Source organism: Caulobacter sp. GW821-FHT05F04 (genome assembly GCF_059419665.1).
The window spans coordinates 513473-537790 of record NZ_JBWKSF010000004.1 but is presented as its reverse complement, the minus strand read 5'-3'; the positions used below and the strand labels follow the sequence as shown (position 1 = coordinate 537790).

Annotated in this window: 19 protein-coding genes; 14 read left to right on the top strand and 5 right to left on the bottom strand. The window is 66.8% G+C overall.

Translation table 11 applies throughout. The features are described 5' to 3' along the window. Nucleotides 1-11: 11 nt before the first annotated feature. Nucleotides 12-728: a ribonuclease PH gene (gene rph / locus AC07R7_RS13940; RefSeq protein ID WP_492887498.1), complete on the bottom strand. Its 717-nt coding sequence runs from the start codon at nt 726-728 to the stop codon at nt 12-14. Between the two features lie 140 nt (nt 729-868). On the opposite strand from rph, the gene hrcA reads away from it, so the two are divergent. From hrcA to gyrB, 7 genes are all read left to right on the top strand, one after another. After that, a complete protein-coding gene (gene hrcA, locus AC07R7_RS13935) occupies nt 869-1945 on the top strand; it encodes a heat-inducible transcriptional repressor HrcA (RefSeq protein ID WP_492837677.1) in 1077 nt (358 codons plus the stop codon). A gap of 12 nt (nt 1946-1957) precedes the next feature. Then, the gene (gene grpE, locus AC07R7_RS13930; protein WP_494635556.1) at nt 1958-2581 is read left to right on the top strand and encodes a nucleotide exchange factor GrpE; all 624 of its coding nucleotides are present in this window, start codon (nt 1958-1960) and stop codon (nt 2579-2581) included. A 155-nt stretch (nt 2582-2736) separates the two neighbouring features. Continuing rightward, nucleotides 2737-3855 (top strand): DNA polymerase III subunit beta, encoded by a 1119-nt coding sequence (gene dnaN / locus AC07R7_RS13925; RefSeq protein ID WP_492837675.1) that lies wholly within the window; start codon nt 2737-2739, stop codon nt 3853-3855. A 177-nt stretch (nt 3856-4032) separates the two neighbouring features. Continuing rightward, nucleotides 4033-4404 (top strand): VOC family protein, encoded by a 372-nt coding sequence (locus tag AC07R7_RS13920; protein ID WP_492887500.1) that lies wholly within the window; start codon nt 4033-4035, stop codon nt 4402-4404. A gap of 87 nt (nt 4405-4491) precedes the next feature. Beyond that, nucleotides 4492-4647 (top strand): hypothetical protein, encoded by a 156-nt coding sequence (locus AC07R7_RS13915; protein WP_494635555.1) that lies wholly within the window; start codon nt 4492-4494, stop codon nt 4645-4647. Nucleotides 4648-4690: 43 nt separating this feature from the next. After that, a complete protein-coding gene (recF, locus tag AC07R7_RS13910; RefSeq protein ID WP_492837672.1) occupies nt 4691-5854 on the top strand; it encodes a DNA replication/repair protein RecF in 1164 nt (387 codons plus the stop codon). Then, nucleotides 5851-8316: a DNA topoisomerase (ATP-hydrolyzing) subunit B gene (gene gyrB / locus AC07R7_RS13905; protein WP_494635554.1), complete on the top strand. Its 2466-nt coding sequence runs from the start codon at nt 5851-5853 to the stop codon at nt 8314-8316. Before recF ends, gyrB begins: the two co-directional genes overlap by 4 nt. 238 nt (nt 8317-8554) lie before the next feature. On the opposite strand, the gene AC07R7_RS13900 is transcribed toward gyrB, so the two are convergent. Continuing rightward, on the bottom strand, nt 8555-8788 hold the full coding sequence (locus tag AC07R7_RS13900; RefSeq protein WP_494635553.1) for a hypothetical protein: 234 nt from the start codon (nt 8786-8788) through the stop codon (nt 8555-8557). Nucleotides 8789-9086: 298 nt separating this feature from the next. Then, on the bottom strand, nt 9087-10277 hold the full coding sequence (locus AC07R7_RS13895) for a serine hydrolase domain-containing protein (RefSeq protein ID WP_494635552.1): 1191 nt from the start codon (nt 10275-10277) through the stop codon (nt 9087-9089). Nucleotides 10278-10519: 242 nt separating this feature from the next. On the opposite strand from AC07R7_RS13895, the gene AC07R7_RS13890 reads away from it, so the two are divergent. Next, nucleotides 10520-11188 carry a response regulator transcription factor gene (locus AC07R7_RS13890; protein ID WP_494635551.1) on the top strand — a complete coding sequence of 223 codons (669 nt, stop codon included), beginning with the start codon at nt 10520-10522 and terminating at the stop codon, nt 11186-11188. 98 nt (nt 11189-11286) lie between these two features. Here AC07R7_RS13890 and AC07R7_RS13885 read toward each other — a convergent pair whose 3' ends face one another. Together AC07R7_RS13885 and AC07R7_RS13880 are read right to left on the bottom strand one after the other, a co-directional pair. Then, the gene (locus tag AC07R7_RS13885; protein ID WP_494635550.1) at nt 11287-12399 is read right to left on the bottom strand and encodes an ABC transporter substrate-binding protein; all 1113 of its coding nucleotides are present in this window, start codon (nt 12397-12399) and stop codon (nt 11287-11289) included. Beyond that, a complete protein-coding gene (locus AC07R7_RS13880) occupies nt 12396-13805 on the bottom strand; it encodes a sensor histidine kinase (RefSeq protein ID WP_494635549.1) in 1410 nt (469 codons plus the stop codon). The genes AC07R7_RS13885 and AC07R7_RS13880 overlap by 4 nt, the downstream gene beginning before the upstream one ends. 201 nt (nt 13806-14006) lie before the next feature. On the opposite strand from AC07R7_RS13880, the gene AC07R7_RS13875 reads away from it, so the two are divergent. The 6 genes from AC07R7_RS13875 to AC07R7_RS13850 all read left to right on the top strand — a co-directional run bounded on the left by AC07R7_RS13875 (nt 14007) and on the right by AC07R7_RS13850 (nt 24299). After that, nucleotides 14007-15362, top strand: a complete 1356-nt coding sequence (locus AC07R7_RS13875; RefSeq protein ID WP_494635548.1) for a CitMHS family transporter — start codon at nt 14007-14009, stop codon at nt 15360-15362. Nucleotides 15363-15488: 126 nt separating this feature from the next. Then, entirely contained in the window at nt 15489-18383 is a 2895-nt protein-coding gene (locus tag AC07R7_RS13870) for a TonB-dependent receptor plug domain-containing protein (RefSeq protein WP_494635547.1), read from the top strand. A 25-nt stretch (nt 18384-18408) separates the two neighbouring features. Continuing rightward, entirely contained in the window at nt 18409-20568 is a 2160-nt protein-coding gene (locus AC07R7_RS13865; protein ID WP_494635546.1) for a DUF6351 family protein, read from the top strand. Between the two features lie 365 nt (nt 20569-20933). Beyond that, nucleotides 20934-22001, top strand: a complete 1068-nt coding sequence (locus AC07R7_RS13860) for a methyl-accepting chemotaxis protein (RefSeq protein ID WP_492887511.1) — start codon at nt 20934-20936, stop codon at nt 21999-22001. Nucleotides 22002-22361: 360 nt separating this feature from the next. Further along, nucleotides 22362-22970 (top strand): hypothetical protein, encoded by a 609-nt coding sequence (locus AC07R7_RS13855; RefSeq protein ID WP_492887512.1) that lies wholly within the window; start codon nt 22362-22364, stop codon nt 22968-22970. A 66-nt stretch (nt 22971-23036) separates the two neighbouring features. After that, nucleotides 23037-24299, top strand: a complete 1263-nt coding sequence (locus tag AC07R7_RS13850; RefSeq protein WP_492887513.1) for an outer membrane beta-barrel protein — start codon at nt 23037-23039, stop codon at nt 24297-24299. The last annotated feature ends 19 nt before the right edge of the window (nt 24300-24318 follow it).

Genomic DNA, 24318 nt, shown 5'->3' with positions numbered 1-24318 from the left:
GATGGAAGCTCCTAGGCTCCGATCGCCGCGCGTTGCATCACGAACAGCTCGTTGACGCCCTTCTCGGCCAGGCCGAACAGGCTCTGGAACTCGGACTTGGTGAAGCCGCGCTTTTCGCCGGTGGCCTGGATCTCGACGATGTCGCCCACGTCGGTCAGGACGAAGTTGCTGTCGGCCTCGGCGCTCGAGTCTTCTTCGTAGTCGAGGTCCAGGACCGGGGTGTCCTTGAAGACGCCGCACGAGACGGCCGCCACCTGGCCCTGGATCGGGTCGGTCTTCAGCACGCCCTCTTCCAGCAGGTAGTTGACCGCCAGGCGAAGGGCGACCCAGGCGCCCGTGATGGCGGCGGTGCGGGTGCCGCCGTCGGCCTGGATGACGTCGCAGTCCAGGCTGATCTGGCGCTCGCCCAAGGCCTTGAGGTCGACGACGGCGCGCAGGGAACGGCCGATCAGGCGCTGGATTTCCTGGGTGCGGCCGGTCTGCTTGCCGACGGCGGCCTCGCGACGGCCGCGGGTGTGGGTCGCGCGCGGCAGCATGCCGTACTCGGCCGTGACCCAGCCGGCGCCCTTGTTGCGCATCCAGCCGGGAACGCTCTCCTCGACCGTGGCGGTGACCAGCACCTTGGTGTGGCCGAAGCTGATCAGGCAGGAGCCCTCGGCGTAGCGGTTGACGCCGGTTTCCAGCGTGACGGCGCGCAACTGGTCGGGGGCGCGTTCGGACGGACGCATGAGGAAACTCCTGATCTCAGGGATATTTGAATGTGTGTGAGGGGCCGCTTATCCTATTGATAGCCGTAGTTGAAAGAGGCCGACCGCTTTTGTCCGCTGACCGGGTCCCAAACGACACGCCCTTCATGGCCTTTTAGAGCATGACTCATCTGTTCCCTGGTCCGATCGTCCCCGCGCCAGGCCTTGGCGAGATGGACAGCCGCGCCCGCGACATCTTCCGCCGGGTCGTGGAGTCGTATCTGGAGACCGGCGAGCCGGTCGGGTCGCGGACTATTTCCAAGGGCGGCCTGGCCTTGTCGCCGGCCTCGATCCGCAACACCATGCAGGATCTGGCGCAGCTGGGCCTGCTGGACGCTCCCCACACCAGCGCCGGCCGGATGCCGACCCACGCGGGCCTGCGCATGTTCGTCGACGGCTTCCTGGAAGTCGGCGACATCGGCGAAGAGGAAAAGCGCGCCATCGAGGCGCGGCTGGCCGTGAAGGGCCGCTCGTTCGAGGAAGCCCTGGGCGAGGCCTCGTCCATTCTTTCCGGCCTGGCCGGCGGGGCCGGCATCGTCGTCACGCCCGTCCGCGAGGGCGGGGTCAAGCATGTGGAGTTCGTGCCGCTCGGCGGCGGCCAGGTGCTGGCGGTCATGGTGTTCGAGGACGGCCAGGTCGAGAACCGGCTGATGCGCCAGGCTCCGGGCGTGACGCCCTCGGCGCTGCAGGAGGCGAGCAACTTCCTCAACGCCCGCCTGCGCGGCCGCACGCTGTCGGAGGCGCGGAGCGAGATGGGCGGCGAACTGGACATCGCCCGCCGCCAGCTGGACGAAACCGCCGCGCGCCTGGTCGAGGACGGCCTGGCGGCCTGGAGCGGCGGCGAGGGCGACGCCCGCTCGCTGATCGTGCGGGGGCAGGGGAACCTGCTGGTCGACGCCCGGGCGCGCGAGGACATCGACCGCGTGCGCCAGCTGTTCGACGACCTGGAGCAGAAGGGCCAGCTGATCGGCCTGCTGGATGACGTTCGTGACGCCGAGGGCGTGCGCATCTATATCGGAGCGGAGACGCGCCTGTTTTCGCTTTCGGGTTCCTCGGTGATCGCGGCGCCCTATATGACGGGCCGGCAGAAGGTGCTGGGCGCGATCGGCGTGATCGGGCCCGCCCGCTTGAACTACGCCCGTGTCATTCCGTTGGTGGACTATACCGCCCGGGTGCTCGGGCGGATGATGGATGGATAAGGACTGTAGGATATGACCGACGAGCAAACGCCGGCTGAAGACGTCGCCTTCGAAGCTGACGACGCGTCGCAGGAGATCGAGGCGCTGAAGCTGGAAGTGGCTGCTCTGAAGGAGCAGGCCCTGCGCTACGCCGCCGAGGCCGAGAACACCAAGCGCCGCGCCGAGCGCGAGATGAACGACGCCCGCGCCTACGCGATCCAGAAGTTCGGCCGCGACCTGCTGGGCGTCGCCGACAACCTGTCGCGCGCCACGGCCCACAGCCCCAAGGACTCGACCGATGCGGCGGTGAAGAACTTCATCATTGGCGTCGAGATGACCGAGAAGGAGCTGCAAGCCGCCTTCGAACGCAATGGCCTGAAGCAGATCGCGCCGGCCAAGGGCGAGAAGTTCGACCCGCACCTGCACCAGGCGGTGATGGAGCAGCCGGCGACCGACGTCGCCGCTGGCGGCGTGATCACCGTCCTGCAGGCCGGCTACGAGCTGATGGGGCGCCTGGTGCGTCCGGCCATGGTCGCCGTGGCGGCCAAGGGCTCGACCGGACCTTCCACCAACGAGTCGTCGTCGGGCGCCAATCCGTATGCCGGCGCCGGCGCGGACGGCGACAACGCGGGCGGTTCGTTCGATCAAAAAGCCTGACGAGGCGGAAAGCTTCGTTTTTCGGACTCCGGGGCGCGCGAATGACGGGCGCGCCCCCTTTCCCCCTGCGCGCTTTGCGATAATGTCGGCGGTCCATTCTCAACGGGGGTAGCGGGCGATTCCTTGCATTCCGCCCGCACGATCTGGACCGGACTATGAAGCTTACAATCGAACGGGCGGCGCTCCTGAAGGCGCTGGGTCACGTGCAGAGCGTCGTCGAACGCCGCAACACTATCCCGATCCTGTCGAATATCCTGCTGTCGGCCGAAGGCGATCGCCTGTCCTTCTCGGCCACCGACCTGGACATGGAGATCATCGACGAGGGCTTCGCCCAGATCGACGTGCCCGGCCAGATCACCGCGCCGGCCCACACCCTCTATGAAATCGTCCGCAAGCTGCCCGACGGCGCCGACGTCTCGCTGAGCTTCAGCGGCGATGATCCGCGCCTGGTGATCCAGGCCGGCCGCTCGCGCTTCAACCTGCCGGTGCTGCCGGCCGGAGACTTCCCGGTGATGAGCAGCGACGGCCTCTCCAGCCGGATCGCGGTCGACACCAACGAGCTGATCCGCCTTATCGACAAGACCCGCTTCGCGATCTCGACCGAAGAGACGCGCTATTACCTGAACGGCCTCTACGTCCACACGGTCAACGAGGGCGGCGAGACCAAGCTGCGCGCCGTGGCCACCGACGGTCACCGCCTGGCCCTGGCCGAGATGCCGGCCCCCGAGGGCGCGGCCGGCCTGCCGGGCGTGATCGTGCCGCGCAAGACCATCGCCGAGGCCCGCCGCCTGATGGAATCGGCCGGCGAGACGGTCGACCTGCAGGTCTCGCCCCAGAAGGTCCGTTTCGAGTTCGGCCAGGCCGCCCTGACCTCCAAGGTCATCGACGGCGCGTTCCCGGACTATCTGCGCGTCATTCCGCGCGACAACGCCAAGATCCTGACCCTGGACAACGATCTGTTCGCCAAGGCCGTCGACCGGGTGGCCACCATCTCGGCCGAGAAGAGCCGCTCGGTGAAGCTGGCCATCGAGCCGGGCCGCATCACCCTGACCGTGCGCAACATGGAAGCCGGCCAGGCCGTGGAAGAGGTCGAGGTCGACTACGACGGCGAGCCCTTCGAGATCGGCTTCAACGCCCGCTACCTGCTGGACGTCTGCGGCCAGATCGCCGGCCCGCAGGCCGAGTTCCGCTTCGCCGACCCGGCCAGCCCGACCCTGGTGGTCGATCCGGTCGATCCGGGCGTGAAGTACGTGCTGATGCCGTTGCGGGTCTGATCCCGCGACAGAGTCTTGAAGAACAAAGGACGGGCGCTTCGGGCGCCCGTTCTGCTGTCTGGGACGCCGCGGAGGCGTTAAGCGGCGGGTCTTCACGCCCACCCTGACGCGAGGGTCATGTTGCGAACGCTCATAAGCGCGCTAAGGTCCGTTTCGTAAGAAAACGGGAGGTGGCCCATGGCCAAGCTGAACTACGTGACGGTCGGTTCGAACGACCTGGAGAAGGCCAAGGCCTTTTATGACGGCCTGCTGGGCTCGATCGGCATGAAACCGCTGTTCGAGCACCCGTCGGGCGGCCGTCTCTATCGCGGCGACGGCTGCATGTTCGGGGTGCTGGGCCCGTATGACGGCAATCCGGCCTGCGTCGGCAACGGCATGATGGGCGGCTTCGCCTTCGACACGGTCGAGGAGGTCGACGCCTTCCACGCCAAGGCCCTGGAACTGGGCGGCAAGGACGAGGGCCAGCCGGGCGCGCGGATGCCGAAGGCCTATTTCGCCTATTTCCGCGATCTGGATGGCAACAAGCTCTGCGGCTACAAGCTGGGTTAGGTTTCGCGGCCAAGTTTCGCCCCGGTTAGGACCGCTTTCGGTCTCTATCGGGGCGCAACCCGCGTCCAATTCGACGTGGAGATGAGCATGCGTATCGCCTGGGAGCGCGTTGGTGCGGTCGCGCTGAGCGTGGGTGTCTGGACCCTGCTGCTCGTCTCCGGGCGGCATGTCCTGCACTTGGCCTGGGGCGAGGTTCACACCCTGGCTCACCTTGCGCTGGGGCGACGCGACAGCTTCGCCTGAAGGGCGGGGCTGCGCATCGCTCCCGAAATGCTATTAGGCGCTCATGGCGTCGGCCGCACTGCTTTCCCTGACCCTGACGGATTTCCGCTCGTACGCGCGCGCCCGCCTCGAGACCGAGGGGCGCAGCGTCTATCTGTTCGGGGCCAACGGGGCGGGCAAGACCAATCTTCTCGAAGCGATCAGCCTGCTGACCCCCGGCAAGGGTCTGCGTGGGTCCAGCATGGCCGAGGTCGGCCGTCGGTTGCCCGGTGAAGCGGTCGGCCGGGCCTGGGCCGTGGCCGCCGAGGTCGAGTCCGGTGAGGACGCTCCCCTCCGCATCGGCACCGGCGTCGAGCAGGGCGGGGCCGCCCGCCGCACCGTTCGCATCGAGGGCGAGACTGTCTCGCCGGGCCGCCTGGCCGACCACGTCCGGCCGATCTGGCTGACGCCGGCCCAGGACCGCCTGTTTCTGGAGGCCGCGTCCGAGCGCCGCCGGTTCTTCGACCGCCTGGTCTTCGCCGGCGAGCCCGGCCACGCGGCTAACGCCAACGCCTATGACAAGGCCCAGCGCGAGCGCATGCGCCTGCTGACCGACGCGGCCGAGGCCGGGCGCGCGCCGGATGCGACCTGGTTGAACGCCCTGGAGGCCCGGCTGGCGGAGTCCGGCGCCCTGCTGTCCCAGGCCCGCGCCCGCACGCTGCTGGCCCTGCAGAACGAGATCGACGGACGCGGCGACCGCCCCTTCCCGCAGGCCCGCCTGACCCTGACCGGCGAGTGGGAGAAGATGGCGCTGGACGAGGTTCCGTTCGCGGAGATCGAAGAGCGTCTGGCCGCCGCCCTGGCCGCCGCGCGCGCGCGAGACGGGGCGGCCGGGCGGGCCCTGACCGGCCCTCATCGCGGCGATCTTGCCATCTTCCACGTCGACAAGGACCGTCCGGCGGCGGAATGCTCCACGGGCGAGCAAAAAGCCCTGATTTTGAACCTGGTTTTGGCCCAGGCGGCGCGACTTTCGCGTGCGGAATCCGCGCCGAATCCTGTAATATTGCTCGACGAAGTCGCCGCGCATCTCGACCTTACCCGTCGGGCCGCCTTGGCCGACGAACTCACGGCGCTCAAGCTCCAGGCCTTCCTCACCGGCACGGACGAGTCGCTGTTCGACCATCTCAAGGGTCGGGCGCTAGGTGTTCGCGTGTGCGACGCCGGCCTGACCATCCTGGAAGACGAATGACCGAGAACACCGAAGACCAAGTTCCCGAAGCGCCGGCCCACGAAATGACCACCGAGGAAGCCGCCGCCCAGTACGGCGCGGACTCGATCAAGGTGCTGAAGGGCCTGGACGCCGTCCGCAAGCGCCCCGGCATGTACATCGGCGACACCGACGACGGCTCGGGCCTGCACCACATGGTCTATGAGGTGGTCGACAACGCCATCGACGAGGCCCTGGCCGGTCACGCGACGAAGGTCCAGGTGATCCTCAACGCCGATGGTTCGGTGACGGTCACCGACGACGGTCGCGGCATCCCCACCGACATCCACGAGGGCGAAGGCGTCTCGGCGGCCGAGGTCATCATGACCCAGCTGCACGCCGGCGGTAAGTTCGACCAGAACAGCTACAAGGTCTCGGGCGGCCTGCACGGCGTCGGCGTCTCGGTCGTCAACGCCCTGTCGGACTGGCTGGAGCTGAAGATCCACCGGGGCGGCAAGGCCCACCAGATGCGCTTCGAGCGCGGCGACGCGGTGACCTCGCTGAAGGTCACGGGCGACTCGCCGATGCGCGAGGATGGCCCTAAGGCCGGCGAGCTGCTGTCGGGCACGGAAGTGACCTTCTTCCCGTCGCGGTCCACCTTCGCGTTCATCGAATTCGACCGGAAGACCCTGGAGCACCGCCTGCGCGAGCTGGCGTTCCTGAACTCGGGCGTGACGATCTATTTCCGTGATCTGCGCGACGCCGAGCCGTGGGAAGAGAAGCTGCACTATGACGGCGGCATCGAGGCTTTCGTCCGTCACCTGGACAAGGTCAAGACCCCGCTGCTGAAGACCCCGATCGTGGTGCGCGGCGTCAAGGACAAGGTCGAGGTCGACCTGGCCCTGTGGTGGAACGACAGCTACCACGAGCAGATGCTGTGCTTCACCAACAACATCCCGCAGCGGGATGGCGGCACGCACTTGTCGGCCTTCCGCGCGGCCCTGACCCGGATCATCACCGGCTATGCCGAGAGCTCGGGCATCACCAAGAAGGAAAAGGTCAGCGTCGGCGGCGAAGACGCCCGCGAAGGCCTGACCTGCGTGCTGTCGGTCAAGGTGCCGGACCCCAAGTTCAGCTCGCAGACCAAGGACAAGCTGGTCTCGTCCGAGGTGCGTCCGGCCGTCGAAGGCCTGGTGCAGGAAGGTCTGGCGACCTGGTTCGAGGAGCACCCGAACGAGGCCCGGGCCATCGTCAGCAAGATCGCCGAGGCCGCCGCCGCCCGCGAAGCCGCGCGCAAGGCCCGCGAACTGACCCGCCGCAAGAGCGCTCTCGACATCACCTCGCTGCCCGGCAAGCTGGCCGACTGTTCCGAGCGCGACCCGGCCAAGTCCGAGATCTTCATCGTCGAGGGTGACTCGGCCGGCGGCTCGGCCAAGCAGGCCCGCAACCGCGACAACCAGGCCGTCCTGCCGCTGCGCGGCAAGATCCTGAACGTCGAGCGCGCGCGGTTCGACAAGATGCTGTCGTCCGACCAGATCGGCACGCTGATCACGGCCCTGGGCGCTGGCATTGGCCGCGACGACTTCAACCCGGACAAGGTGCGCTACCACAAGATCGTGCTGATGACCGACGCCGACGTCGACGGCGCCCACATCCGCACCCTACTGCTGACCTTCTTCTACCGGCAGATGCCGGAGCTGATCGAGCGCGGCTACATCTACATCGCCCAGCCGCCGCTCTACAAAGCCGCCAAGGGCAAGTCCTCGCGCTATCTGAAGGACGACAGCGAGATGGACGCCTTCCTGATCGACGAGGGCGTCGAGGGGGCGGAGCTTGACCTGCCGTCGGGCGAGCGCCGCACCGGCCAGGACCTGCTGGCCCTGGTGCAGCTGTGCCGCCAGGCCAAGGGCAATATCGATCGCCTGGCCGCCCGCGCGCCGTCCTTCGCCGTCGAGCAGTCGGCCCTGGCCGGCCTGTTGGGCGACAACCCCGACATCGCCGCGGCGGCGACCCGCCTCGACCTCTACGCCGAGGAAGGCGACGGACCGTGGACCGGCGAACGCGGCGACACGGCCTATGTCTTCAAGCGCACCCGTCGCGGCGTCACCGAGAGCGTCGTGCTGGACGATGGCCTCCTGCACGCCGCCGACGCCCGACGCCTGGCCGAGCGGGCCGGGGCTCTGGCTGAGATCTTCTCTGGGCGAGCCGTGTTCCGTCGCAAGGACAAGTCGACCACCGTCCGGGGGCCGATGGACCTGGTCGCCGCCGTGATGGACGCCGGCCGCAAGGGGCTGAGCATCCAGCGCTACAAGGGCCTGGGCGAGATGAACCCGGACCAGCTGTGGGAGACGACGCTGGACGTCGAGGCCCGCACCCTGCTGCAGGTTCGCGTCAACCACGCCGACGACGCGGACGAGATGTTCAGTCGTCTGATGGGCGATCTGGTCGAGCCGCGCCGCGAGTTCATCCAGGAAAACGCCCTGGACGCCGAGGTCGATGTCTAAGCCTCTGTAGAGAGTTGGACCGGCTCACCAAGAGTGAGAAATGATCCACGACAGATGAGAGCGTAAGCCACGCTGGGTGGAATCCGTCGAGCTTAGTGAACCGGTTTCTTGCCGATGGAATCTTGCCCCAACCGGGGGCGTCATCGACCTGAACCCGGCCTGTTCGACCGCTCGGCTTGTCCTGACCTGCGGGCCAAAGGCGGCGGCGCCCGAAATGCTCTTCGGCGCCGTCGCTGAACTAGCTTCGTTCCAACAGCGACGCATCGCGAAGCTCGATAACGGGTGCTTCCCAGGGATGAGCAAGCATAATCGCTTCCAGGCAGCGATCCACAGCATGCGCCGACGCATCGTAGGGGAAGTAGGTGGTCAGTATAACCGTCGGAGACGCTGCTGGTTGACCGGGTTCGCCGAATGCAGGTTGAGCGCCGGTTTCAGGTCTGAAGATTTCCCAGCCAGCGACGATCTCGGCCACGGATTTGTAGATTCCGAAATCGCCTAAAGGTCCATCTGCGCGCAGAATCCGCGCATCTTCGCCAGAGTTGGGTCCCGCTCCATGGCCGACGCGTCTCCGCCGGCCAGAGCAACGATCGTCCGCCGTTCGACTGGGCAATAGATCCGCAACATCCTTGCTTCGCGAACGCGATATCCTGTGGTCATTTGGACACCTGTACTGAGGTCTGGGTCAAAGCCAAATCGTCACCTTCAGTCCGCCATGATCACCGTCCGCGACGGCGATCTGTGCATTCAATCGTTGAACGATGGCGTCGACTTCACTTCATGAACAGCTGGGCCAGCTCGCGCGGCAGACCCTTGAGGTTGGAGTCCGTCAGGTTGGTCTGCATGGACAGAACCAGGTTCTGCTTCGGATAGATCAGCAGCATCGAGTTGCCGCCGACCGACGAGCCGGAATGCCAGTAGATCGGGTCGCCGGCGGGGGTCTTGTCGATGAACCAGTTCATCCCGTAGCCGACGCCCTTGCCGTCGGTGGTCTTCTGTTCGGTGAAGAGCTCCTTCAGCGTGGCCGCCTTCAGGAAGCCGGGCGCGAGGTGAGCCTGACCGAAGCGGACCAGGTCCTCGGGCGTGGTCAGATAGCCCCCGGAGGCAAACTTGTTGCTGTTGTCGCTGTAGGGGGCGTTCAGCAGCACGCCGCGTCCGCCGTCACCCCACGAGGATTGGCGGATGCGATAGGTGTGCTCACCGCCGGTGCGCTCATAGTAGCGGACGCGGTAGGGGATGATCTCCTCGTTGCGGTCAGGCAGGGTGTGGACCATGCCCAGCGGTTCGAACACCAGTTCCTGGGCCAGATCCGGGAAGAGCTTGCCGCCGGCGGCCTGGGTCATGGCGCCCTGCAGGTTGGTGCCGAGGCTGGAATAGTTGAATTTCGCGCCCGGCTCGAAGGCAAGCGGCTCGTCCTTGAACGTATCGACGTAGCCGAGCAGGTTGTCGTACTTGACGGCGTTGAAGAAGTCGTCGCTGCCCAGGCGGTAGTGGCGCAGGCCGCCCAGCATCCCCGCCAGCATCCGGAAGGTGATCGGCTTGCTTTTCACGGGGAAGGTCGGGACCAGCTTCTGCACGGGCGTGTCGAAGTCGAGCTTGCCCTGGTCGTGCAGACGGGCGGCGATAGCCATGCTCATGGGCTTGGCGACGCTGCCGGTGCGGAAGAGGGTCGATGGGGTGACAGGCACGCCCTGTTCGACATCGGCCAGGCCGAAGCCCTCGGACCAGACGAAGACATTGTCGATCGACACGGCGATGGCCAGGCCCGGCACGCCGCGCTGGGCCATGTAGTCCGCGATCCGCTTGCGGCCGGCTTCTACCGCCGCCCGACGCGAGGGCGTGCTGACGTGCTCGGCATAGGGCGCGGCGTGGGCCAGCGGGGTGGGAACGGTCGCCTGCGATGTCGATGCGGTCTGGGCGCCGGCCGTCACGGGCGCCAGCGCCGCCAGACATGCGGCGGCCAACAGGTGTTTCGTCAATTTCAAATCTGCCTCCCAATCGACGCGCCGGGGCGAGGTCCTTCGTTGTGGTGACCCTGTCCCCCGGCGGCGAGCACTCTGCCGCCCCAACCTGACAGCCAGCTGTCAGACTGGCGCGGTATCGTCTGCCTTGCATTGAGTCTCCCAGGCCTGGCGCGCGCCAGGCGACTTGGGCAGACTTGATAAAAAGGCCCCACGAAGCGAGGGCCGGACAAAGGGAGTGAAGCGTGCGGGTTCTCGTCGTCGAGGATACGGCCGACCTCGGAGAAGGCATCGTCGCGTGCATCGCGCGGATGGGCCACGCGGTCGACTGGGCGCAGGACGGCGTCAGCGCCGACGACCTGCTGCATGACGCCACCTACGAGTTGGTGGTGTTGGACCTGAACCTGCCCGAGATGGACGGGGTGACGGTGCTGCGAAACCTGCGGGCCCGGCGCTGCGGGACGCCGGTGCTGGTGGTGACCGCCCGCTCGACCGTCGACGACCGCGTCGACGTGCTGGATCACGGCGCCGACGACTATCTGGTCAAGCCGTTCGACTTCCGCGAGCTGGAGGCCAGGGCGCGGTCCCTGTTGCGGCGGCGCAGCGGCGACCGCACCAACGTGCTGGCCTGCCAGAACGTCAGCCTGGACCGCGCCGCCCGCATCGCGGCCGTGAAGGGCGCGCCGATCAACCTGACACGCCGGGAGCTGTCGGTGCTGGAGGTGCTGCTGGCCAACCAGGCCAAGATCCTCAGCAAGGCCCAGATCCTGGACCAGATCTTCGACTACGCCGCCGAGCCGTCCGAGAACGCGGTCGAGGTCATCATCACCCGATTGCGGCCCAAGCTGGCCGGCTCCCTTGCCGAGATCCGCACCCATCGCGGTCTTGGCTATCAGATCGTCGCCGCCAGCTAGAGCATTTTCCGATCCAATTGGATCGGTGAAATGCTCTAGCATCTTGTTTTAACGCATTTTCTGACGACGAACCGGTATCCACTTCGTCGGAAAATGCTCTAGGGCGTCCGCGCCTCAGGCGGCGGATAGAGCGCCCGGCGCCATTCGCGGATGAAGGCGCCGCGCTTGGCCGGATCGCGCAGCGACAGCAGCGAGGAGCCGACCACTTCCTGGCTGGCGCGCTCGGCTTCGGACAGCGCGCCCCGGGTGATCGCGCCTCGCGGCGGCTGGACCTGCTCGCGGGCGATGAGCTGACCGCGCGGCGAGACCAGCAACTGGACGAAGGCCGTGGCGTCGCCGGGGTTGCGGGCGTCACGGCTCATCATCACCGAACGGGTCTGGATGGCCTGGTAGTCGGACGGCAGAACCACGCCGACATGGCCGTAGCGTCGCTGGCCGGCATAGGCGTAGGAGAGCTGGACATTATAGGCCATGCGGATCTCGCCGCGACCGACGGCGTCGACCATCTCGTTTGAGCAGCAATAGGTCCGCACCAGGCTGCGGCCGAAGCTCTCGATCAGCCGGCCGTAGATCGCCGCCTGGCGGGCGTCGAAGCTGGCGTAGTTGTAGCCGGGGCCGGACTGTTCGATATCGTAGGTGCCGATGCGGCCGCGCCACGCCCGGGGATCGGCGCGCAACGACTCGACCAGCGCCAAGTGGCTCAACGGCGGCTCGCCCTTGGGGAAGGCGCGGCTGTCGTAGACGAAGACGGCCGGCTCCAGGCTGAAGGCGATCACTTCGCGCCGCCATTGCGCGGCGGCCGGGGCCAGGGCGGCCACGGCCTTGGGCGCGGGGCGTCCGCAACCGTGATTGGCCAGCGCCACCAAGTGATCGGTGGCGATGGTGACATAGAGGTCCGGCTGGGCCTGGACGCGATCGCAACCCTTCTGGGCCCGGGTCAGCAGCTCGCTGCTCAGCATGTCGACATACTGGATCGAGACGTCCGGGTGGGTGGCCTGGAAGGCGACGATGAACGGGCGCATGAAGCTGACGTCCGTCGCGCCCTCGATGGTCAGCAACCGTGCGCCGAGATCGCGGGCCGGAAACAGCGTCTGCGCCCCGACGCTGGGGCGCGGATAGGGCGGCTGCAGCGGTTCGGGGCGGCGCCAGACCAGGATGCAGCCGATGACCAGCACGACAAGGCCGAACAGCCAGGGCAGGGCGCGCTTCATGGAGCCTCCACGGCGGGCAGGCGCATGCGGATCTCGAAGCCGTCCGGGCCGCGCCGGGGTTCGAGCTGGCCGCCGTGCGCGACGGCGATCTCCTGGGCGATGGCCAAGCCAAGGCCGGCGCCGGCGCGCGCGCCGCGCGGACTGGTGAAGGGCTTGAGCGCCGCGGCCCAGTCGTCCGGCCCGATGCCGGGACCGTCGTCGAAGATCCAGACCACGGCCTCGCCGTTCTCGTGGGTGACGCCGACTTCCAGCCGCGCGCGGGCGCCATGCAGGGCGGCGTTGTTGACGAGGTTGGTCAGGCCTTCGCGCAGGGTGACCTCGTCGCCCAGGATCATGACCGGATCCGGCGCGTCGAAGGCCAGGGTGAGATTGCGGTCCAAGGCGCGGGGAACGCCGTCGTTCAACGCCTTGCGGGCGATGTCCGACAGGTCGACGACCGTCGGCGTGATGGTGCCCGCCCGGTAGATGACCATGGCGTGGCCCAGGAGCTGGTTGGTCAGGCGTCCCAGTTCGATCAGGCGCTCGCGAAGCCGCTCGATCCTGGCGTGGCGAGCGGCGGCCGCGCGATCGCCGTCCAGCAGCTCGACCTGGGCCATCAAGGCGGCGATCGGCGTTCGCAGTTGGTGGGCGGCGATGCCGACGAAGGTCTGCAGACGCGACATCCGATCGTCGAACCGGGCCATGACCAGATTGATGGCGTCGACCAGGGCCTGGGTCTCGCGCGGACTTTCCACCTCCAGCGGCGTCACGTCGTTGGCTTCCCGCGCCGCTAGGGCCTGTTCGATGCGTGACAGGGGGAGCAGCGCGCGCCGCGCGGCGGCCAGGGCGGCGAAGAAACCCAGGGCGCTGACGAAGATGACCAGGGCCGCGATCTTCAGCATCAGCGACCAGACCAAGGTGTTCCGCGCCAGGTGGGTCTGAGCGACGACGACGCTGGCCCAGCCGCCGCCGGCGGGCGTGGTCACGTAGCGCCCCACGGTCGCTGTCCGCACCGGCGCGCCGCCAACCTCGTCGTCGCCGATCCGCGGGCGATTCAGTTCCGGCGAGGTCGCCAGCCCAGGCAGGTTCGGCGTACCGGTGATGACCCGGCCGCGCGGATCGCGCACGACGTAGAACACCCGGTCGTTCTTGGCCTGAGCCAGGGTCTCGAAGGCCGCATCGGGCGGGTTGGCGGTGACGCCGGTTTCGCCGACGGCCACCGTCTCGGCCATCTGCAGGGCCGCGCTGATCAGCAAGCGGTCATAGGCCTCGTTGGCGGCGGTGCGGGAGAACAGGAAGGCGGCGACCAGCGCCAGGGCTCCGCCGATCAGGAACACGCCGGCCAGCATCACGCGAAGGCGATCGAAGACCGACTGGCGGGCCTCCGGCCCGAACAGGCGAAGGCCGATCACGTTCGACAAGGCCACGGCCGCGCTGTCTCCCCCAGGGGGATTCTGTCGCCCCCTGACGCGATAGTAGGGCCAGCGCGACGTCGTCGTCAGCCGATTTGATGACGACAGGTTCCTGCAAGCCAACCGCCCTACAGTGCCCTCAAACAGCCCTGGCCGGCACGCCGAAGCCCAGGACGATTCTTAGGGTAGGGGCGGGGTTTGGCGCCGACGGCTTTGATGCTTTCTCTCTTCGGCTTCGCGATGGTCGCCACGTTCATGGTGCTGATCATGACGCGGCGCCTGACGCCGCTGGTGGCGCTGATCTTCATTCCCATCGTCTTCGGCTTGCTGGCGGGCTTCGGCGCCGGCCTGGGGCCCATGATGCTGTCGGGCATCAAGAGCATCGCGCCGACCGGCGTGATGCTGATGTTCGCGATCCTCTATTTCGGCGTGATGATCGATGCGGGCCTGTTCGACCCGCTGGTTCGGGCGCTGCTGCGGATGGTCCACGGCGACCCGGTGCGGATCGTCATGGGCACGGTGGTGCTGGCCACCTTCGTCTCGCTGGATGGCGACGGTTCGACCACCTACATGATCACCGCCGCCGCGCTGTTGCCGCTCTACAAGCGCCTGGGCCTCAATCCGCTGATCATGGCCTGCCTGATCATGCTGTCGAGCGGCGTGATGAACCTGACGCCCTGGGGCGGGCCGACCGCCCGCGCCGCCAGTGCGCTGCAACTGGAAGCCGCCGACGTCTTCCTGCCCCTGGTGCCGGCCATGGTCATCGCGTTCGTCTGGCTGCTGGGGCTGGCCTTCGTCTATGGACGCTTCGAGCGTAAGCGGCTGGGCCGCCTGGTGCTGGGCGAGGACACGCCGCGGTTCGAACAGACCGTCGTGGGCGACGCCGGCGTCGCCGAGATTGTCGATGTCGCGGGCGGGGCGTTCACGGTCTCGTCCGATCCCGAGGCGCGCCGGCCCAAGCTGCTATGGTTCAACGCCGCTCTGACCGGGGCCCTGATGGTCGTGCTGATCATCGGTCTGCTGCCGCTGCCGGTGCTGTTCATGGTGGCCTTCTGCATCGCCGCCGTGGTCAATTATCCCAATCTGGACGCTCAGAAGGCGCGGGTGGCGGCGCATTCGGCCAACATCCTGGCGGTTGTATCGCTGATCTTCGCGGCCGGCATCTTCACCGGCATCCTCAACGGCACGGGCATGGTCGAATCCATGTCCAAGGGGCTGGTGGCGATTATCCCGCCCGCGTTCGGACCCTACATGGCGCCGATCACCGGCCTGATCAGCCTGCCGATGACCTTCTTCATCTCCAACGACGCCTTCTATTTCGGGATGCTGCCCATCCTGGCCGAGACGGCTTCGCACTATGGGGTCAGCCGCCAGGCCATCGCCAGCGCCTCGCTGGTGGGCCAGCCGCTGCATCTGCTCAGCCCGCTCGTCCCGTCCACCTACCTGCTGGTCAACCTGGCCGGCGTGGAGTTCGGCGAGCACCAGAAATTCACGGTCCGCTGGGCCGTGGCCACCTCGCTGGTGCTGCTGATCGCGGGCGGCCTCGTGGGAGCCTTTCCGTTCATCGCCTGACCTCTCGTCGCCTGAGCTTGGGCCGCAAGGCTGCTGTCAGGTTCACACACTAGAACAAACCCTATGAAGAGCTCACCGACCCGCGAAAGCGGCGGCCAAGAGCTCCGGGGAAAAGGGAGCCGAAACATGCGTCAACACACTCTGTGGACCAGTGCGTCCATGCTCTGCCTGGCCATGGCCACGGCGGCCAACGCCCAAGCGCAAGCCGTCACTCAGGCCGCGGACAGCGAGACCTCGGTCGAGACCATCGTCGTCACCAGCTCGCGCGTCGTTCGCGACGGCTTCGAGGCGCCGACTCCCGTGACCGTCGTCGGCGGCGAGCAGCTCAAGGAGCAGGCCGTCACGCGCCTGGTCGACGTCTCCCGCAACCTGCCGGTCTTCCGCAATCAGGGCGGCGCGCGCAGCGGCAGCAACGGCTCGGCCAATGGCGGTCAGGGCAGCCTGGACATGCGCGGCCTGGGCGCCAATCGCAACCTGGTCATGCTGGACCGCCGCCGCGTCGTGCCCTCGACCGGTAACGGCATCGTCGACGTCAACATCCTGCCCAGCGCCCTGATCTCGCGCATCGACGTGGTGACCGGCGGCGCTTCGGCCGCCTGGGGGTCTGACGCTGTCTCCGGCGTGGTCAACTTCGTGCTCGACACCAAGTTCGACGGCTTCAAGGCCGAGATCTCCACGGGCGTTTCCAGCCACGGCGACAACGGCGAAGGCACGATCTCGGCCGCCGTCGGCCGCTCGTTCGCCGACGCGCGCGGCCATATCATCGCCTCGGCGGAATATTTCGTCGGCGGCCCGCAGAACCTGATGGACCGCGGCTGGCTGGCGGCGCGGCCCGGCGTGATCAACAATCCCGCCTATACGGCGACCAACGGCCAGCCGCGCCGCGTCAAGGTCGCGGGCAATATCGTGGCCGCCTATATGTCGACGGGCGGCCTCGTGAATGGTTGCCGCACCGCGACCGGCGCCAATATCCCGAACTGCTCGCTGGCCGGCACGGCCTTCGGTCCGGGCGGCTCCACCCACCGCTTCATCTATGGGACCTACGTCAATCCGACCGGTAACATGTTGGCCCCGGCGACCGATCTCTACGGCGACTACACCCAGATCTACGACAATATCAAAGCGGTGAACCCGTCGGACCGGATCAGCCTGTTCAGCCACGCCGACTACAAGCTGACCGACAATTTCAGCGCCTTCGTCGAGGGCATGTACACCAAGAGCAATGTTGGTCCGTCCTATTCGGTGCCGCCCTACCGCTTTGGCACCAGCGCCACGACCTGGCTGTCGGTCAGCGCCGACAACGCCTTCCTGCCGGCCAGCATCAAGGCCCAGATGTCGGGCGCCGGCGGCGGCAATCCGGCTGGGCCCGCCCTCCTGAACATCGGCCGGATGAACGACGACTGGACCGGCAATTCGCGGATCAAGAACACCAACACCACCTACCGCTTCGTCACCGGCTTGGACGGCGCGCTGGGCGGCGGCTGGAAGTGGAACGCCTACTACCAGTTCGGCCAGAACACCTATTTCGGCACGGTCGACGATAACCTGATCACCTCGCGTGGCGGCGTCACCGCCCAGGGCAACGTCAACCTGGCGGTAGATGCGGTGGTCGCGCCGCCTGGCAACGCCGCCGGCATCGCGCCGGGCACGATAGTCTGCCGCTCGACCCTGACCAATCCGAACAACGGCTGCGCGCCTTTGAACATCTTCGGCCAGGGCGCGGCCTCGCAGGCGGCGATCGACTACGTGCTGGGCGAACAGTTCACCCGCCAGCGCTACACCCAGCACGTCATCGAAGGCTCGCTGCAAGGCGACCTGTTCTCAACCTGGGCCGGGCCGGTGTCGTTCGCGACCGGCGCCTCGTATCGCCGCGAGGAGATCAAGGCCGTCTCCGACCCGCTGTCGCGGGAAAGCGCGTTCGGCATCGGCAATCCCAAGCCTTATGGCGGCTCGTACAACGTCAAGGAGGCCTTCGGCGAACTCGTCGTGCCGCTGCTCAAGAGCGAGGGCCTGGGCCAGGCCGACGCCAACCTGGCGGGTCGGGTGACCGACTATTCCACCTCGGGCCGCGTCGAGACCTGGAAGGCCGGCGTCACCTGGACGCCGATCGAGGACATTCGCCTGCGCTTCACCCGGTCGCGCGACATCCGCGCGCCCAGCCTGCAGGAACTGTACACCGGCGCGACCCAGGCCCGCGCCAACGTCATCGACCGGTTCAAGCCGGGTTCGGTGACCGTCAACCTGCAGCAGATCGGTGGCGGCAACGCCGCCCTGACGCCGGAGATCGCCGACACCGTCTCCGGCGGCGTCGTCTTCCAGCCGCGCTTCTTCTCCGGCTTCTCGGCCTCGGTCGACTACTACCAGATCAAGATCCGCGACTCGATCTCGACCCTGGCGGTGCAGCAGATCGTCGATCGCTGCTTCAACGGCAACGCGGAGCTGTGCGGCCAGATCACCCGCCTGGGCGGCGACATCATCGAGATCCGCTCGACCAACCTGAACCTGGCCGGCTTCGAGACCAGCGGCCTGGACATCGAGGCGTCCTATCGCATGCCGGTGTCGAACCTGGTCTCCGGCTGGGACGGCGAGGTCGGTCTGCGGATGCTGGCCAACTATGTCGGCAAGTTCGAGACCAATGACGGCGTCACCGCTCTGGACCTGGCCGGCTCGCTGGGCGACCGCCAGCCGCACTGGACGGTGCAATCCAGCGCCTTCTACAAGAACGGTCCGCTGCGGGTGACGGTGGTCAATCGCTACCTGTCCAGCGGCGTGGTCAGCAACGACTTCAAGGCGCCCAACGAGATCGACGACAACCACGTCGCCGCGCGCCTCTACACCAACCTGAACGTCAACTACACGTTCCAGGGTCTGGGCGGGGAGGCCGAGGTGTTCGCCAACGCCGACAACGTCTTCAACGTCAAGCCACCCAAGGGTTTCGGCTGGGGTTATGGCCTGAACGCCTCGCCGCAGTACGACGTGATCGGACCGATGTTCAAGGTCGGCCTGCGGCTGCGTCGCTAGGGCGAGGAGTAGGGGAGGGCGCACCATGCGGATTCCGCGGTCGATGTTCTGGCGCATGATGCTGGGACTGGTTCTGGTCTGGGGAGCGGGCGCCAGCGCTCAGCCCTATGTCTCGGGCGAGCATGTCCAGACCGGCGACGCGGCCCGTATTCGCGTGCTCTCCTCTCACAACGACCTCGTTACGGGCGGCGACGCCCTGGTTGAGGTCAGCGCTCCCTCCGGCGTCCGCGTGACGCTGAACGGCCGCCCGGTCGACGCGGCCTTCCAGCGTGGATCGGGCGGGGCGCTGGTCGGGGTCGTCTCGGGCCTGGCTCTGGGCGACAACATCCTCGAGGTCAGCCGCCCCGGCGCGACCCCGGCGCGACTGACCCTGACCAACTGGCCGGCCCAGGGACCGGTGATCTCGGGCCCGCACGAGACGCCGTTCATCTGCCAGACCGAGGAGTTCACCCTCGCGGGAACGGGCGAGAAGCTGGGTCCAGCGCTGAGCGCCGATTGCGATGTCCCGACCCGGGTGGACTATGTTTATCGCCAGAAGGATGGCGACTTCAAAGCCTTGCCGACCGACGGCCTGCCCGGCGACCTCGACGAGATCATCGACGCGGCCGGCGGACGTCATCCCTATATCGTGCGGGTCGAGACCGGCGTCGTGAACCGCTCGATCTACCAGATCGCGGTGCTGCACGACCCGCGCGGACCGGCGCTGTCGCCCACGCGGCCGCCGCGGATCTGGAACCGAGGCCTGGTCTACACCTTCGGCGGCGGCTGTCCGGGCGGCATGTACGTGCAGGGCAAGACGACCGGCGGGGTGCTGGAGCACCAGATGCTGGCGCGCGGCTATGCGGTGGCTTCCTCGACGCTCAACGTCTTCGGCAACAACTGCAACGACCTGCTGGCGTCCGAGACCATGATGATGGTCAAGGAGCGCTTCATCGAGCATTTCGGTCTACCCGAGCGCACGATCGGCTGGGGCTGCTCGGGCGGCTCCTACCAGGCCGAGCAGATCGCCGACAACTATCCGGGCCTGCTGGACGGCGTCGTCGTGGGCTGCAGCTTTCCCGATGTCGGCCACGCGGCGGTCAGCGTCCATTCGTTCGGCGCCAAGCTGGTCTATCGCTACTATAAGGCGGGGGCGAAGACCGATTGGACCCAGGACCAGATCGTCGCCGCCTCGGGCCTGCCCGACTACACCTCGCTGGAGAAACAGGGTGATCGCGGCGATCGTATCGACCCGACCGACGTTTGCCCCAAGGCCGTGCCCAAGGATCTGCTGTACGATCCCAAGGGCAATCCGCGCGGTGCGCGCTGTTCGATCTACGACCACGGCCGCGCCGGCTTTGGCGTCGATCCCGCGACCGGCTTCGCGCGTCGACCGCTGGACAATGTCGGGGTGCAATACGGGCTGACCGCCTTCAACGCCGGCGCGATCAGCGCGGCGCAGTTCGTGGACCTGAATCGCAACATCGGCGGGGTCGACATCGATGCGAAGTTCACCCCGGAGCGAACGCGCGGCGACCTGGCGGCGATCGCCCTGGGCTATCGCAGCGGTCGGTTCCTGTCGGGCGGCGGCGGTCTCGCCTCGGTCCCGATCATCGACTACCGCGCCTATGCCGACTTCGACAACGGTGATCCCCACCAGCGCTTTCACTCGTTTTCATTCCGCGAGCGCCTGATCCGCGTCAACGGCGACGCCGACAATCAGGTGTTGCTGACCGACAGTTCCAGGAGGGGCCTGTTCAGTCTGAACAATCCGGTGCTGCTGGAAGCCCTCGACCAGATGGACGCCTGGCTGCGGGCGTTGCGCGCCGCGCCGCCAGGACTGACACCGCGCCAGCGTGTGGTCGCCGCCAAGCCGCTCGCGCTGGTCGACGCCTGCTTCGACAAGGACGGCGGCAAGATCGCCGAGCGCCAGATCTGGGGACAGGACACCGCCTGCAACCGGCTCTATCCGCCGCACGCCAACCCCTACATCGTCGCTGGCGCGCCCCTGGCCAACGACGTGCTCAAGTGCCAGTTGAAGCCACTGGATCCGGCCGACTACGTCAAGCCGCTAAAGCCCGAGGAGCTGGCGCAGCTGCGCGAGATCTTCCCCGAAGGCGTCTGCGACTATGCCAAGCCGGGCGTGGAACAGCAGCCTTTGATGGGACGCTGGCTGTCCTTCGGTCCGGCAGGGGCGGCTTCGTGATCCGGCGGCGATGTGATCGGGCGCGCAGCGGCGCAGGTATTCCGCCTCGGGCAGGGTGAACAGCCAGTCGGGGATGTCGGGCCTCATTCTGACTGAGCCCAGGCGTCTCAACGGATTTGAACTGGCGGATGGAAAAGCTGAGGATTATCAGCGGCGCTGGTTCTCCGCTTGGATGAGTCGGCCCAAGAGCGATGTCTTTATAAGCGCCGGGCGCCCAAATCGAAGGCGATCCGGCGTTTTCTCGTTAACGAAGTCCGTCCCTGTTTGAGTGTGGCCAACGGTGTCATCGCGTGGCGATGACGAGGGCGTCATTTTGCGTAAAGTGAGTCGATTGGACGGAAGTTTTGCGTGGGGGCTTACCTGTGATGGAACAAGACGTCAGTCTTCGTCCTGAACGGATACTGGACTTGTCGGAGCGTCTGTCCAGCGTGGCGGGCGCCAAGATCGGCGAGATCGCCCGGGTCAACCGCGCGGCCAAGATGTTGTCGATCAACGCCTTGATCGTGGCGGCGCGCGCCGGCGAGGCCGGCAAGGGCTTCGCCATCGTCGCCGAGGAATTCAAGAAGATCTCCACCGAGATCGACGCCGTGGCCGCCGCCTTGGAAAGCCAGGTGCGGGCCGACCTCGACGAGCTCTCGGCGATCGGCGGGGCGATCCTGGGTCACATGCGCGGCCAGCGCCTGGCCGATCTGGCTTTGAACGCCATCGAGATCGTCGACCGCAATCTCTATGAGCGGACCTGCGACGTCCGTTGGTGGGCCACGGACTCGGCGGTGGTCGCCTGCCTGGCCGACGCCGATCCCGCCGCCAGCCGTCACGCCAGTGAGCGCCTCGGTGTGATTCTCGACGCCTACACCGTCTATCTCGACCTGTGGATCTGCGACACCAAGGGGCGGGTGGTCGCCAATGGCCGGCCGGGCAAGTATCCCGGCGTGGTCGGCCAGTCCGTCGCCGACGCCAAGTGGTTCCGCGACGGCATGCGCACCGCGACCGGCGACGACTTCGTGGCCTGTGACATCGAGAAGGCTCGCGCCCTCGGCGACGCGCCCGTGGCCACCTACGCCACGGCCATTCGCGAGGGCGGCCAGGCCAAGGGCAAGATCCTGGGCGTGCTGGGCGTCCATTTCGACTGGCGGCCTCAGGCCCAGGCCGTGGTGGATGGCGTTCGCCTGACCCCGGAGGAGCGCGAGCGTTCGCGCGTCATGCTGCTGGACCAGAAAGGTCGCGTCTTGGCCTCTTCCGACAACCAGGGCGTCCTGACCGAGGTGTTTCCGCTGGATGTGTCCAGCGGTGCGATGGGCAGCTACGCCGACGGCGACATCACGGTCGGCTATGCGTTGACGCCGGGCTACGAGACCTATGCCGGTCTCGGCTGGTACGGATGTCTTGTGCAGCGGCGACAAATTCCCGGCGTGACTGTCGCGGCGGCTTAATCTTAACCAGATCCATTGCGGAATATTCGGACAAATTAATCGCCCCGGACGCGAAAGCGATCAGATTCTCGGCGCCGGCCGCCGATTCTCGCAGTGCAGCATTGCCATTCTCGGTCCCACATGGTTAGTCTAAGCCTAGCCATGCGCCCGGCATGTTATCTGTGCGTCTGCTGGGCGGCGGTACCGCGTCATACTTTTAAGTGTAAACCGTCGACCAAGTTATCTTTCTCCCATAGATTGCGCCTTGAGTGTGTTCTTCGGGGAACGGTGTCGCTAGGAAAAGACGAGACCGCGTTATCTGGGCTAGAGCATTTATTCACGTTGTCCTAAAGGGACGCCGTTCAATTGGAGGGAGCAATCATGGCTTCTAACCGCATACGCGCCTTGACCCTGGGCGCCATCATGGCGATTGCCCCGCTTTCTATGGGCCCGACGACCCTCCTGTCTGTCGCGAACGCCGCCGCGCCGACCCAGGCGCAGATTGCCGCGCAGGTCACCCAGGCCATAACGAACGCGACCAAGTCCCCGGAATTCGTGGCCGCCCAGAATGAAGGCGCAGCCGCTCAGGCCGCGCTAAACGCGCTTCCGGCCACCGCGCCCGCCACCGAGAAAAAGGCTGCTCAGGATAAGGTCGACGCGGCCAAGGCGAAGCAGTCCGGTATCCTTCAGGCGGCGACCACCGCCGTGATGCAGGATGCGATCAGCAAGGGAGCGACGGCGGCTGCCGTTAGCGCCGCCCTCAACAGCGCCGTTGCCGCGGGCGCCGTCCCGGCGGCGGTCGCGACGGCCGTTGTCACGCAGGTCAATAACATCATCACGGCCGCTACGACGCAGGGCGGTGATGCGCCCAGCCTCGTCAACCCGCCGACGGCCAATCCTCCCGGTGCGGGCGGGCTGACGGCGGCGGCCCCGACGGCCCCGGCGGCGTTCGACCCCTGCGCGGGCGTGATCGCGACCTACTGCGGCTAAGATTTAAATTCGGGCGGATTGGCGCGCCACGACGCGCGGCGACCGACCCTTGGTGGGGATTAAGCTATGCGACTTCTGACGTGCTCGGCCATTGCGGCCTGTATCGCGTTGACCGCGCCACAAGCTGTTCAGGCGCAGGATCTCGGTTCAAACTTCAAGCGTGACAAGAACGTCTCCGTTCGTCAGCGCCCGCGACCGGACTATGAGGCTACCGGCCAGAAGGCTGGCGGTTTCACCGTCTATCCGCGCGTGACTGTCGACCTTGAGCACAACGACAACATCTACGCCGTGGCGGCGGGCAAGATCGACGACAACATCTGGCGCGTGAAGCCGGAAGTGGCCGTCCGGTCGAACTGGTCGCGCAACGCGCTCGGCTTCTTCGCGGGCGGCAACGTGATACGCTATGGCGACGAAAAGACCGAAAACGCCAAAGAATATACGCTCGCGGCCAACGGTCGCATTGATGTGGTGCGGGGCTCGAACATCTCCGGCTCGGCTCAGTATCAGCGCCTGATCGAGCCGCGCTCGGCGATCACGGCCGGCACGCCCGCCGGCGCGACGCCCAAGCCCGTCGAGTACAACCTCACCACCACCAACCTGACTGCGGTGAAGGAATTCAATCGTCTGCGCCTGACCGGCCGCCTTGACGACAAGGATTTCAACTACAAGGATCAGGGCGCGGCGTTCAATCAGAATACGCGTGACCGCAACGAACTGTACTACGGCGCAAAGGCCGAATACGCGGTCAGTCCGGACACGGCGGTCTATGCGACGGCCACGGGCAACAAGAAGGACTATGATCTCAGCGGCGCGACCGATCGTTCGTCGGACGGCTATCTCTTGGGCGTCGGCGCCAACTTCGAAGCGTCCGATCTGGTGCGTGGCGACGTTCAGGTCGGCTACATGAAGCAGTCCTACGACAACAGCGCCCTCTACAAGAGCATCAGCGGTTTCAGCGCCGCGGGGCGCCTGGAGTGGTTCCCGACCCAGCTGACGACCGTCGGCTTGAACGGCTCGCGCACGATCGAGGAATCGACCGCGACGGGTTCGGCCGGCTTCATTTCCAACAACATCGGCGCGTCGATCGACCACGAGTTGCTGCGTAACGTGCTGCTGTCCGGCGCCTACACGCACGGCAAGGACAACTACAAGGGCGTGGATCGCAGCGACAAGCGCGACAACTTCTCGGCGACAGCTACCTACCTGCTGAACCGTCGCGTGGGCCTGTTCCTGACGTACAACTACCTGAAGCAGGACTCGAGCGGCTTGGCCAAGGCTTCGTCGTTCAAGGACAACAAGCTGATTGCGTCCGTGGCGCTGCAGTTCTAGCAACGACCACAAAACGGCA